Source organism: Photobacterium piscicola (genome assembly GCF_900166965.1).
Taxonomy (GTDB): domain Bacteria; phylum Pseudomonadota; class Gammaproteobacteria; order Enterobacterales; family Vibrionaceae; genus Photobacterium; species Photobacterium piscicola.
The window spans coordinates 1-13,161 of the sequence record NZ_FUZI01000008.1 but is presented as its reverse complement, the minus strand read 5'-3'; the positions used below and the strand labels follow the sequence as shown (position 1 = coordinate 13,161).

Sequence of the window (13,161 nt, the reverse complement as noted above, 5' to 3'; positions counted from 1 at the left end):
GCTGTATATGGGAAAGGTAAATCGCCGTTCAAATAAAAAAAACGCTAACCTGCAACCACCAATGAAACTCAATTTTGGTGCAATAAAGGCAAAGTGCAGTGAGCGTGTATCTGGTGTATGTCAGGTATGGCAGCGTTTCCCTCGGTTTCATCGTTGGGCGTTAGTCGTTATTGTGCCCGTATTTATTGGTGCGCTAATGCTGCCATCAACCAAAGAATTAGAAGGTCAATCTGACGGTGTACCGATGCGGCGTGATATTGCCTTAAATTTAGGCAATAGTGATGTGGCAAGTCAGGTGACGTCGGAGCCTAATACTCAAACTGAAAATAATCCAGATGGCAATGGTAAGCACAGTGCGGTTAAACGTACCGATGTTGTATTAGACAGCGCTGATATTAAAGAAGATTCAGGTATGAAAGCGAGGGGAGGCATGGAAGATCGCGGCCCAGCACCTGAGCGTAAACCGATGACTTCAAAAATCTATCCGATTAATGGTGGTAAGGTCTACACCATTGATACCGCTACTCATAAACCCGTGGTCGCTGCAAAAGCTGCGGTAAAGACAGCGCCAGTATCAACGCCAAAGGCGACTCAGCAGCCAGCGGGTGCTGCAAATCAATGGTATAGCTATAAAGTGCCAGCGGGAGATACATTAGCCAATATTTTCCGTAATAAAGGACTACCACTTGGGGATCTTTATGCTATCGCGAAAGTTGAAGGGGCGGGTAAACCTATTAGCCGTATTCAAGCTGGACAGACGTTACGTTATCGTCAAAACAGCCGTGGTGAAATTAGTGGCTTACAAATTTTAGGTAATGGTGTTTCTGCTTCGTATGCAGTTAATGCTAGTGGCCGTTTTTATCGTCAATAAATTTGCAATGGTTATACGTTAAAATAATAAGCCGCCAGTTAAGGCGGCTTATTATTTTTAAGTGATAAATGTTTAATCTGCGTTATGGCTCAGGCTTTGTGATGAGCGACGGATTTTCGGCCATGGGGCCATTGGAATGATGATCAAAAGAATACCTAACCCCGTGAGCAGATCGGGAATCTCGTCAAACCATAAATAACCAAATATCGCGACAAAAATAAGCCCTGAATACTCCGCAAGTCCAATCTTATAAGTCTCGCTTTGACGGTAAGCCGCAACACAGCAGCCCTGATAACCTAAAGTGAATAACGCACTTGCCGTAATTAATAACCATTGTTTTGGCTGTAGTGGCTGCCAATATTGGTAGGCTAATAGGCTTGATATGGGTAACGATAAAATACCTGTCCAAAATAGAGTACTGATAATCGGTTGTTGTGGCGGTAGTTTACGTACTAAAACATTGTATAACGCCAATGTTGAGGCGGTGCCTAATGCGGCAAATGCGGCCCAATGAAATTGATCGGGGCGTAACACAATGACGATGCCAATAAACCCGACAGCAGTTGCTAATACTTTTTCTTTATTTGGCCGCTCACCTAATACCAGCATTGATAATGGCAGCATGAGTAACGGTGCGGCGTAAAATAAGGCATTGGCGGTGGCTAATGGAAGGTAAGTTAAGGCAATCAGCAACATGCCACTACCCGCTAATACAAGATGGGCACGGATTGCATTCACCTTCCAATGCCCAATATCACGCTGAGCGGGGGTTAATCGTAGCCATAATGGCGCAATTAGGATCACGCTCAATAGTTGGCGAATAAACATGTACTGAAATGCCGATACGCTACCGTCTAATAATTTTACCGCCACATCAGACAGTGATGACGATAAATTACCGCAAATTAAAATAGCAATACCGATTGAAACCGCAGACCAGCGCATTAGGTGGGATCTTGTAATAACTGCATATCAACATGGGGAATGCCATCTTCAAGGTACATATCTGACGTTTGGGTAAATCCATGAGACTGATAGAACGCCACTAAATATTGTTGAGCGCCAATTTCAATTAGCTGTTGTGGCCAAATTTTCTCGGCATGGGTTAATCCCTGACGTAATAATTGATGTCCTAAACCATGCTTACGCTGACTTGGTGTTACTACAACTCGTCCAATACTGACATTATCATAAGTAACACCAGGGGCTAATAAACGTAAGTATGCGACGAGTTCATTGTTTACGTAACCTAACAAATGGAACACATTTGGAGCGCGGTCGTGATCATCAAGATCGGGATACACACAATTTTGTTCAACGCAAAAAATCTCTGAGCGTAGTTTTAATAGATCATAGAGCTGGTGGGTTGTTAATTCGTCAAAGGATAAACACTGCCATGTCGTCATGGTTAACGTCCTGAATTCGGTATGATGTGAGTAGTGTACCGATTTACGCCAAAAATGAAGTTAACAATGGTTAATTTTTAAGATTAATTTCACCACTCGCGAGCCGTTTTTTGATTCGACTTAAACTAATGGAAGTAATACCTAAATAAGAAGCCAATTGGTAATCGGTTATGCGCCCAACTAACTCGGGGAAATGATCACTAAACAGTTGTAACCGTTGCTTCGGAGTATGCATGAGCATAAAGCGTTCTTTGTGCTCTTTATGCAGTAATTGACGTTCTAATAAGGTCTGATACAACGGGTGCTGCTGCTGACGCCATTGCTGAAATAGGGTAATGGGTAACATGATTAATTGGCTGACAGATAATGTTTCTAATAAATAGGCTGAGGGCGCGTCATTAATTAAGCTTTCAAAGCCTATAATAACATCTTGATCCCAATAGAACTCTTTACTGAATTGTTTACCTTGTTCGGTTAAATAACACGCATGGCACAAACCGTTTAATAAAAAGTAGCAATGGGTTGGGGTTTGCCCTTGGTGTAATAAAATATGACGAGTCGGAAGATCTAGTGGTTCAGCAACGGCAATGACATCGTTGATAGTGGCGGTATCTGCACCTAGCTGAGTTAAGAAAGCCGCTAATTCAGAATGGTTATTTAAAGGCATAAGCGAGTTAATGAATAAAAAGAATGATAGTGGCAGTGTATCAAAAAAATACCGCAACCAAGGCTGCGGTATATAGATATTTTATTGAGGGGAATTATTTACGCGTTTGAAGATCTAATTGATAAATAGCAAACCCACCCGGCGTGGTGTTGACTTGTTGCATTGGGTATTGGCCTTTATCTTTAATAAATTTCGCTGCTTTATCACTGTTCGCTGTTTCAAATTGAATCTTTAACTTCTTATCACTTTTCAGTGGTGTGAAGTGCCAGTTATTATCTGCACTTGGAACAACTTGACCTTTCTGTTTGCTCACGCGACTGATGTAATCTGATAATACAGTGCGATTTTCATCCGGTGAGGCAAAGGCAACGAACGCTTCACCTGTACCTGCAAACTTACCACTGTACGCGCGGTAATTATTGGTCGCGATTAAGAACGTTTGCTTTAAATCAATCGGTTTGCCATTAAAGCTTAAATCTTTAATACGATTAGCGGTTGGATTAATCAGTTTACATTCACCGTCGTATTTTGCTGGTTGTGAAATATCAATGTTGTATTTTACGCCATCAATGACATCAAAATTGTAAGTACGGAAACCATCCCAGTTAATAAGTCCTTGCGGCTTCTCACTGTTAATATCAATTTGATTAAATTGTGCCGCGGAACATTCTAGCCATTCTTGAACATCTTTACCTTTTACCTTCATCGCAACAAGGGTATTGGGGTATAAGTATAAGTCAGCCGCGTTACGGAATGTTAGTTGGCCTGCTTCTACTTCGGTGTAGTTGCCTGCGTCATTACCACGACCGCCAGCTTTAAATGGGGCAGCTGCTGATAATACGGGTAAACCATCAAGGTCGGGGTCACCTTGAATAAAGCGTTCAACGTAATCTTTTTGGGCCAAGTTAACAATTTGTACCGTTGGGTCGTCTTGAACCAAGGCTAAATAGCTGTACATTACATCACTGGCTTTACCAATTGGCTGGTTAACAAAGTCACGGGTAGCGTTATGATCAATTTTTACTGCCGCGACTAATTTTGGATCGGCTTTGATTAATGATTTTTGGTTGGCTTTATCAAAGATAGGACGCGCTTCAGTTTGGGCTGAGGTCACCTTCCAGCTATTACCGTCTTTGTCTAACACCAAATCCATAATACCCACATGATCACCCCAACGACCAGGCATTACTGCTGGAATACCATTGATGGTGCCTTTGTTGATGTCAGCACCTGGTAGATTTGCAAAATCTTTACTTGGGAATACCGCATGCGAGTGACCAAATGCAATCGCATCAATCCCTTTTACTTGGGTTAGGAAGTAGACTGAGTTTTCTGCGCCGACTTTATAAGGGTCTGCTGAAACGCCAGAGTGTGGAATGGCGATAATAATATCAGCGCCTTCGGCTTTCATTTGAGGAATGAATTTCTCTGCAGTTTGCTTAATGTCTTTTGCTTCTACTTTGCCTTCAAGATTGTTTTTATCCCACACCATAATTTGTGGCGGAACAAAGCCAATGTAACCAATTTTTAGTTTTTGGTTGTTGCCATCGTTATCTTTAAAGGTGTAATCCTGAATAAGGTAAGGGGTAAATAAATTTTTACCGGTTTTTAAATCATAAACATTGGCATTGATATAAGGGAAATTTGCCCCTTCAATACTGGTATCAAGGAACTCAAGCCCATAGTTAAATTCATGGTTACCAATATTACCTACCGCATAACCGAGTTGGTTCATCACTTTATAGACAGGGTGCACTTCGCCTTTTTTAATACCTTTTGCTGCCATGTAGTCACCCATAGGGCTACCTTGCAACAAATCACCGTTATCGACTAACACACTATTAATGACTTCAGCGCGTGCTTTTTCAACCAAGGTCGCTGTACGGACTAACCCCGTTTTATCAGTCGGCTTATCTTTGTAGTAATCGTAATCCATTACATTTGTATGAATATCTGTTGTTTCAAGAATACGTAATTTAATCGTTTCTGCATTTGCGGGGCCTGCTAGTAATAGCAAACCGCCTAAAACAGCGATTGATAAAGGCTTAACAGATAGTGTCATGTGTTTCTCCAAAGGGTAGGTAAGGAAAGCGTGCCTAAAATAACAAATCTTATGCAGTTACTATCTGAACCCGTCACATAATTGTGCTTTAACTCTCATTTTTTATATGCATAACCATTATTAAGCGGTGAAAGAATCGCAATATTTGATTCAAAACGAAATGGTGTTGATTAAATTAAGAAAGAAAAGGCATAACTTAGGTTCGAAGTGATATTTGAATATTCTTCATTTTGCTTACTGCTAGCTATTTATATCTGCTTTATATTTATTTGCGGTTGATCATTCTATTCGATCATGGAATTAGGATTGTTGAATTAATAACCAAACTTTTTGATATAAAAAATGAAACTTTAGAATTTCAAGTAATATCACGAGCTCTCTATAGTGGTTACAGAACACCAAGGAGAGTTAACAATGGATTATTTACCAATATTTGCGGATTTAAAGCGTCGACCCTGTTTGGTTGTCGGTGGTGGTAATAGCGCATGGCGCAAAACTCAAATGTTATTAAAAGCGGGTGCCGATGTGGGGGTTATCGCGTCTAAGCTTAATGCTGATTTTACCACGGCGATTGCTGCTAACCAGATCCGCTTTGTTGGTGACACATTTTCTCCCGCGAATCTTGATGGGATTTTTCTAGCCATTGCCGCAACGCCACATAAAGCGCTGAATGCTCTGGTTTACCAATCAGCCAATCAACGTCAAGTGTTAGTGAATGTTGTTGATGATACTCAACGTTGTAGTTTTATTGTGCCTTCTATTGTTGACCGCTCACCGATCATTGTTGCTATTTCATCATCGGGTAAAGCACCCGTTTTAGCGCGTTTATTGCGTCAAAAACTAGAAGCAACATTGCCACAGCATTTAGGCAAAATGGCGACTATTGCAGGCGGTTTTCGTGACTATCTTGCCACCAAGATTTCTACCTTTTCTAGCCGTCGCGCCTTTTGGGAGCAAGCATTTAATGGTCGCTTTGCAGATTTGGTTGCTGTCGGTCGTCATAGTGAAGCCCAACAAGCATTACATCAACAGTTACAACAGCACACGTCACCTGTTGGGCAAGTTGCGTTAATTGGTGCCGGCCCTGGTGATGCGGGGTTACTAACTTTACGTGGTTTGCAATTAATGCAGCAAGCGGATGTGGTGTTGTATGACTACCTTGTTTCCAATGAAGTGATGGCGTTGGTACGTCGTGATGCAGAACTTGTTTGTGTTGGTAAAAAAGCGGGCTTTCACAGTGTGCCGCAAGAGCAAACCAACCAATTGATTGTTGAATATGCCCAACAAGGCAAACGTGTGGTGCGACTTAAAGGTGGTGATCCGTTTGTATTTGGTCGTGGTGCAGAAGAATTAGAAGTGCTGGTGGAGGCGGGGATTGATTTTCAAGTTGTTCCCGGCATTACAGCCGCCGCTGGTGCCACTGCTTATGCAGGTATTCCATTAACCCACCGTGATTATGCTCAAACAGCAATGTTTATTACTGGGCACTTAAAGCCTGATGGTAAACAACTTGATTGGTTAACATTAGCGCGTGGTAATCAAACATTAGTTATCTACATGGGGCTAATGAAATCCAGTCATATTCAACAGCAGTTATTACAACACGGCCGCGCCCCTAATACCCCAATCGCGATTATTGAACGTGGTACACAAGCCACTCAAAAAGTATTAACCGGACAATTACATGAACTTGCTGATCTAGCACAACATGCTGCATCACCATCATTAATTGTTGTCGGTGAAGTCGTAAAGTTATCACATAAATTAGCTTGGTTCACAACAAAGGAACAGTTACAGCCGCAACCTGAAGCGGCAGTGAAACTGGCATAACATGGAGAGAGTGATGGACCCGAAACGTTTAACCCACCTCAAACAGCTTGAAGCTGAAAGTATTCATATTTTGCGTGAAGTCGCGGCTGAATTTGATAATCCAGTAATGATGTATTCCATCGGTAAAGATTCGTCGGTGATGTTGCATTTAGCTCGTAAGGCTTTTTATCCTGGCAAAATCCCATTTCCATTATTGCACGTTGATACTACTTGGAAATTTCGCGAAATGATTGAATTTCGAGACCGTGCCGCTGAAAAATACGGTTTTGATTTATTAGTCCATCAGAACCCAGAAGGGGTGGCGATGGGTGTTGGACCTTTTACTCATGGTTCATCAAAGCATACCGACATTATGAAAACCCAAGGCTTAAAACAAGCTCTCGATAAATATGGATTTGATGCTGCGTTTGGTGGCGCTCGGCGTGATGAAGAGAAATCACGTGCGAAAGAGCGAGTGTATTCATTCCGCGATAAAAACCATAGTTGGGATCCAAAAAACCAACGTCCTGAATTATGGAAAACCTATAACGGTCAAATTAATAAAGGTGAAAGCATTCGCGTGTTTCCACTCTCCAATTGGACTGAACTTGATATTTGGCAATATATATTCTTAGAGCAAATTGAAATTGTGCCACTGTATTTATCCCAAGTACGCCCCGTTGTTGAGCGAGATGGAATGTTAATCATGGTTGATGATGAGCGACTCGAATTATTGCCGGGTGAAACGATTCAACAAAAAAGTGTCCGTTTTAGAACCTTAGGGTGTTATCCATTAACGGGAGCGGTGGAATCAACGGCTGATACGTTACCGGGGATCATTGAAGAAATGCTGGTGGCGACATCCAGTGAACGTCAAGGGCGGGCTATCGACCACGATCAATCTGGCTCAATGGAATTGAAAAAACGCCAAGGTTACTTCTAAGGAGAGATAAATGAATAGTGTGATAGAACAACAGGTCGCAGAGCTTGGAATCGAAGCTTATCTCGATCAGCATCATAATAAATCTCTGTTGCGATTTTTAACTTGTGGCTCCGTAGATGACGGTAAAAGTACCTTAATTGGTCGTCTGCTGCATGATTCTCACCAAATTTATGAAGATCAACTAGCCGCAATTCATACTGACAGTCAAAAAGTCGGTACCACGGGTGATAAGCCAGACTTAGCGTTATTAGTCGATGGTTTGCAAGCTGAGCGTGAACAAGGGATCACCATTGATGTTGCTTACCGTTATTTCTCGACCAAAGCGCGTAAATTTATTATTGCTGATACCCCAGGACATGAGCAGTACACCCGTAATATGGCAACCGGTGCTTCAACCTGTGATGTGGCGGTTATTTTAATCGATGCCCGTAAAGGGGTATTAGATCAAACCCGTCGTCATTCTTATATCGCTAGTTTACTCGGTATTCGCCAATTTATTGTGGCTGTCAATAAAATGGATTTGGTCGATTTTGATCAAGCTCGTTTTGACGATATTAGTCAGCAATACCTCCAGTTTTCAAAAAAACTCAACCCTAAGATCAATATTCAATTATTGCCCTTATCTGCTTTAGAAGGCGATAACGTTGTTAGTCAAAGTGCCAAGATGGCGTGGTATCAAGGCGAGCCATTGTTAACATTATTAGAGCAAGTTGATTTATTCACTGATGATGACTCACCAGTGTTACGTTTTCCGGTTCAATATGTAAACCGTCCTAATCTCGACTTTCGTGGCTTTGCTGGCACATTAGCCTCAGGCGAACTAAAGGTAGGGCAACGAGTAACAGCATTACCATCAGGAAAAACATCAACCGTAGAGCGAATCGTAACTTTTGATGGTGATTTAGCATTTGCAACTAAAGGTCAAGCCATTACGGTTACCTTAGCGGATGAAATTGATATTAGTCGTGGTGATACGTTAATTGCAGCCGAAGACGAAGTGCCATTAAGTAATAATGTACTGGCTGATATCGTGTGGATGGGGGAAACCGCATTAACGCCAGGACGTCAGTATGATATTAAAGTGGCAGGTAAAAAAACGCTAGGTAGTGTAAGTGCGATACGTCATCAAGTTGATATTAATAGTCTTGATACGTTTGCAACCGAGACATTACCCCTTAATGGCATTGGTTTATGTGAGTTCAACTTACATGATGCAATTGCCGTTGATAGCTATCAAACTTGTAAAGATACTGGCGGGTTTATCATTATTGATCGATTAACCAATGTCACTGTTGGTGCTGGTTTAATTCGTGAACCATTAGCCATCGATAACAGTCGTCGTTATTCAACGTTTGAAGTTGAATTTAATGCACTAGTCCGTAAGCATTTTCCGCATTGGGATGCAAAAGATATCGGTCAATTACTGGAGTAATGTGAATGAGCTGGGAACAAGCTACTGTGCTGGCAATGCTAGTAGTGATTATTCTCTGCTTGCTCACTACGAAGATTAAACCTGCGTATTTATTTGCTGGCTGTGCATTTATTGGTTTTCAAGCGAACTTAATTGAATTACCTGCTATTGCCGCAAATTTTACCAATTCATCATTATTAACCTTAGTGTTATTAATCTTGGTCTCCATTGCTCTTGAAAAAACCCGCTTAATTAGTTGGGTTGGGCGGCAAATTTCACAAGGTGGTCATAGCTCTGTTGTGGCTAAGCTGGGCTTATCGACCGCATTATTGTCCTCCTTTACCAATAACACTGCGGTGGTGGTGTCATTAATAGGGGCGATAAAGCGTAATCAACGCCATGCCCCCTCTAAATTATTACTGCCGTTATCTTATACCGCTATTTTAGGTGGCACATTAACGCTAATTGGTACATCAACGAACCTTATTATTAATAGTTTTGTAGAAGATATTGGTTTACCTAGCCTGGGCTTTTTTGCACCCACCATGATTGGCTTAGCGGTGTTAGTTATTGGATTAATGATTTTAATTCCACTGAGTTATTTTTTACCGAATAACGACGATGACAGTGAAGAACAGCTGCCTTATTTCTTAGAGGCGCGAGTAAAAAGTCATTCACCGTTAATAGGAAAGAGCGTCACTGAAAATGGACTGCGTGCATTACGACGTTTATTTTTAGCTGAGCTTATCCGTGAGGGTAAGACTATAGCCCCTGTTTGCCCTGAAACTAAATTACAAGCCGGAGATCGATTATTGTTTTGTGGTGATATTGAAAGTGTTACCACCTTACAAGAAATAGAAGGACTGCATTTATTTGGTCAGCACCATCTTAATGGTCAATCGATGATGGAGGTTGTGGTCAGTCATTCTGCTGCTATTTGTGGTCGTACCTTAAAGAGCACTCAATTTCGTGAAAACTTTGATGCGGTCGTGGTCGCCATCCGTCGCGGTCATGAACGGTTAGCTGGTGGCTTGGGTAATATTGAATTACGCGCGGGTGATACGTTAGTTATTGTTCCGGGGAAATTGTTTAACCAAAAACAAGCCATGCTGGAACGCGAGTTTGTGCTAGTTAATGGTCTTGATTCAAGTGCACGTTTAGACCGTTACCGCAGCACAACAGTATTGGTCGGTTTTTTAAGTGTGATTGTATTGGCTTTAGCGGATTGGCTGCCATTGATTAAAGGGTTAGCCGTTTATTTGGTACTGCTGGTGGGATTAGGGATTATTTCCTTTGGTGAGCTTCGACGTCGATTTCCGATTGATATTGTAGTTATTGTTGGATCAGCATTAACGCTGGCACAATTAATGATAACCAGTGGTTTATCACAGCAAATGGGCCAAGCACTTATTACCGCATTTAATGGCTGGGGAGTGTATGGCGGATTAATTGCAGTTTACTTACTTACATTAATACTAACTGAGTTGATCACTAATAACGCTGCCGCTGCATTAGCGTTCCCAATAAGTTATAGCTTGGCGCTGGGCTATGGTATCGATCCGATGCCTTTTATTATGGCGGTACTGTTTGGCGCTAGTGCGAGTTTTATTTCGCCGTATGGTTATCAAACCAATCTACTCGTGTATAGCGTCGGTAATTATAAAATTCGAGATTATTTAAAACTGGGGTTACCGCTTTCAATTGTGTATTCCACTGTAGTGTTGATCTTGATCCCAGTCGTCTTCCCTTTTAACTAAATTAACAATGGAATATGTTATGAATACGACCACGAAGCCCCATGACGATAACAATAATATTGTCTGGCATAGTTATAGTGTGACTAAAGACCAGCGAGGACAGCAAAAGCAGCAGCAGCCTTGCGTGTTATGGTTTACTGGATTAAGTGGTGCAGGTAAGTCGACTGTTGCTGGTGCTCTTGAACATAGACTCTTGGCATTGGGTTATCATACCTATTTATTAGATGGTGATAATGTTCGCCATGGTTTGTGTAAAGATCTTGGTTTCTCAGCGCAAGATCGACGAGAAAATATCCGTCGAATTGGTGAAGTCGCTGTGTTAATGGCAGATTCTGGATTAATAGTATTAAGTGCATTTATTTCTCCTCATCGCGAAGAAAGACAATCTGTTCGAGATTTACTGCCACAAGGTGAGTTTATTGAAGTGTTTGTTGATACCCCTTTAGCTGAATGCGAAAAGCGCGATCCTAAAGGGTTATATAAAAAAGCACGAGCGGGTGAAATAAAGCAATTTACAGGTATTGATGCAGAGTACCAATCGCCTTTACAACCTGAAATTCATTTAGCCGCTGATAGTCATAATATTCATGAATTGGTTGATCAATGTATTAACGCTTTACGTAGTCGAAGTATTATTGCGTGATCATCGGTAATAGGAGTACCGTAAGTGACAACATTACTTGATGCTATATACACTACCGCATTGGATGCGGGTAAATCGATAATGGCGCATTATCACAGTAATATAGCGATTGAAAATAAAGCAGATAATAGTCCGGTCACTATTGCTGATCTTGCTGCAAATGAAATTATCATTAATCAGCTACAACAACTGACACCCGATATTCCTATCTTATCTGAAGAGTCGCCACAGACCGATTGGCAACAGCGTCAACATTGGCAATCTTTTTGGCTGGTGGACCCATTGGATGGAACTAAAGAATTTATTAATAAGAACGGTGAGTTTACCGTTAATATTGCGCTGATTGAAAATGGGAAACCTATTTTAGCTGTTGTTTATGCTCCCGCATTAAATAAAGCATGGCTGGGTGATGGAAAAACAGCTTGGCTAATGACTAAAGCAGGTAAAGAGGTTATTCGTCTTTTACCTTCAACTATACCAACTGTGGTTGGTAGTCGTTCACATCCTTCGGTTGAGTTAGAGGCTTATCTTCAACAACTAGGAGATCATAAATTAGTGGCAGTGGGATCATCATTAAAGTTTTGCTTAGTGGCTGAAGGGCGAGCTCAATATTACCCGCGTTTAGGACCAACAATGATGTGGGATACTGCAGCTGGTCAATGTATCGCTGAAAGCGCAGGCGCTACAGTGAATGATCTGGATGGTTTTCCCCTTCGTTATGATCGAGAGTCACTATTAAATCCTTATTTTGTTGTCTCTTAACTATATACAATCAACTAAATGTCATGGATTGATTAAATACTCAACACTATTTTTAAATAGCGACTATTGTTTAATAGCGTTATTGTATGAATATTGACTCTTTTGTGGCTTTTGGTTGGTATTACTAGCATTCGCATTAAAAAAGCAAATAAACAATTGTCATCCTTCCTGTTATCTCTATAATGCACCCCAACGACACGGAATACGTGCGGTTAGTAAGTTATTTACAACCTGTGTGTATCTTGTCGATAAGCGGTTTATAAAAATCATTGCGGTAATTGACGGTTCTTGTCTTACATTAAGCTATGAAAACTGCAGTCTTGACTCGAATATTATTCGAGTGGTTGAAAATATAATTTATTTTTAACGCAGGGCAGGTCAATAAAGGGTTTGTTAAATCTAATTTTAAAAAACTTGTTGACTTTAAACTGGCGCGGAGTAATATACGCAGCCTCAGCCAATACGATGTATTGCGCTAACGTTCTTTAACAATTTGACCATGCAATCTGTGTGGGCACTCGTTGAATAGTTAAGTCGAAAGATTTATCAATGAACTGAGTGACCAATACAAAATGACGTAAGTTATTTTGGCACAGTCAATTCATTACCATTCTGTTCCTCTTTGTAGAAACAGAAGCGGTAATAGCTTTAAAATTACTAAGGTAGTTTTGAAGTCAGTATTCATTGAGCCGTCTCGAAAGAGACAACAAAACTTTAATTGAAGAGTTTGATCATGGCTCAGATTGAACGCTGGCGGCAGGCCTAACACATGCAAGTCGAGCGGTAACAGAAAGAAAGCTTGCTTTCTTTGCTGACGAGCGGCGGACGGG

The 13,161-nt window shown here is 41.2% G+C and carries 11 protein-coding genes and 1 rRNA gene; 8 read left to right on the top strand and 4 right to left on the bottom strand.

Annotated elements, in window-relative coordinates; genetic code table 11:
• The first annotated feature begins 7 nt into the window (after positions 1 to 7).
• The gene (locus CZ809_RS16385; protein ID WP_080158639.1) at positions 8 to 871 is read left to right on the top strand and encodes a LysM-like peptidoglycan-binding domain-containing protein; all 864 of its coding nucleotides are present in this window, start codon (positions 8 to 10) and stop codon (positions 869 to 871) included.
• A 72-nt stretch (positions 872 to 943) separates the two neighbouring features.
• Here the strand turns inward: CZ809_RS16385 and CZ809_RS16380 are convergent, their stop codons facing one another.
• The 4 genes from CZ809_RS16380 to CZ809_RS16365 all read right to left on the bottom strand — a co-directional run bounded on the left by CZ809_RS16380 (position 944) and on the right by CZ809_RS16365 (position 5,006).
• Positions 944 to 1,816, bottom strand: coding sequence for a DMT family transporter (locus CZ809_RS16380; RefSeq protein WP_080158638.1), 873 nt, complete (start codon positions 1,814 to 1,816; stop codon positions 944 to 946).
• Positions 1,816 to 2,277, bottom strand: coding sequence for a GNAT family N-acetyltransferase (locus CZ809_RS16375; RefSeq protein WP_080158637.1), 462 nt, complete (start codon positions 2,275 to 2,277; stop codon positions 1,816 to 1,818). Before CZ809_RS16375 ends, CZ809_RS16380 begins: the two co-directional genes overlap by 1 nt.
• 70 nt (positions 2,278 to 2,347) lie before the next feature.
• The gene (locus tag CZ809_RS16370) at positions 2,348 to 2,944 is read right to left on the bottom strand and encodes a Crp/Fnr family transcriptional regulator (protein ID WP_080158636.1); all 597 of its coding nucleotides are present in this window, start codon (positions 2,942 to 2,944) and stop codon (positions 2,348 to 2,350) included.
• 94 nt (positions 2,945 to 3,038) lie between these two features.
• The gene (locus CZ809_RS16365) at positions 3,039 to 5,006 is read right to left on the bottom strand and encodes a bifunctional 2',3'-cyclic-nucleotide 2'-phosphodiesterase/3'-nucleotidase (protein WP_080158635.1); all 1,968 of its coding nucleotides are present in this window, start codon (positions 5,004 to 5,006) and stop codon (positions 3,039 to 3,041) included.
• Between the two features lie 414 nt (positions 5,007 to 5,420).
• Between CZ809_RS16365 and cysG the strand changes: the two genes are divergently transcribed.
• The 7 genes from cysG to CZ809_RS16330 form a co-directional block, all read left to right on the top strand.
• Entirely contained in the window at positions 5,421 to 6,836 is a 1,416-nt protein-coding gene (gene cysG / locus CZ809_RS16360) for a siroheme synthase CysG (RefSeq protein WP_080158634.1), read from the top strand.
• Positions 6,837 to 6,849: 13 nt separating this feature from the next.
• Positions 6,850 to 7,758, top strand: a complete 909-nt coding sequence (gene cysD, locus CZ809_RS16355) for a sulfate adenylyltransferase subunit CysD (protein WP_080158633.1) — start codon at positions 6,850 to 6,852, stop codon at positions 7,756 to 7,758.
• A gap of 10 nt (positions 7,759 to 7,768) precedes the next feature.
• Positions 7,769 to 9,190: a sulfate adenylyltransferase subunit CysN gene (gene cysN / locus CZ809_RS16350; RefSeq protein WP_080158632.1), complete on the top strand. Its 1,422-nt coding sequence runs from the start codon at positions 7,769 to 7,771 to the stop codon at positions 9,188 to 9,190.
• A gap of 5 nt (positions 9,191 to 9,195) precedes the next feature.
• Positions 9,196 to 10,926 (top strand): SLC13 family permease, encoded by a 1,731-nt coding sequence (locus CZ809_RS16345; protein ID WP_080158631.1) that lies wholly within the window; start codon positions 9,196 to 9,198, stop codon positions 10,924 to 10,926.
• 19 nt (positions 10,927 to 10,945) lie between these two features.
• Positions 10,946 to 11,569 carry an adenylyl-sulfate kinase gene (gene cysC / locus CZ809_RS16340; RefSeq protein ID WP_080158630.1) on the top strand — a complete coding sequence of 208 codons (624 nt, stop codon included), beginning with the start codon at positions 10,946 to 10,948 and terminating at the stop codon, positions 11,567 to 11,569.
• 24 nt (positions 11,570 to 11,593) lie between these two features.
• Positions 11,594 to 12,331, top strand: coding sequence for a 3'(2'),5'-bisphosphate nucleotidase CysQ (gene cysQ, locus CZ809_RS16335; protein ID WP_080158629.1), 738 nt, complete (start codon positions 11,594 to 11,596; stop codon positions 12,329 to 12,331).
• Positions 12,332 to 13,046: 715 nt separating this feature from the next.
• Positions 13,047 to 13,161, top strand: a 16S ribosomal RNA gene (locus tag CZ809_RS16330); the annotation flags it as partial.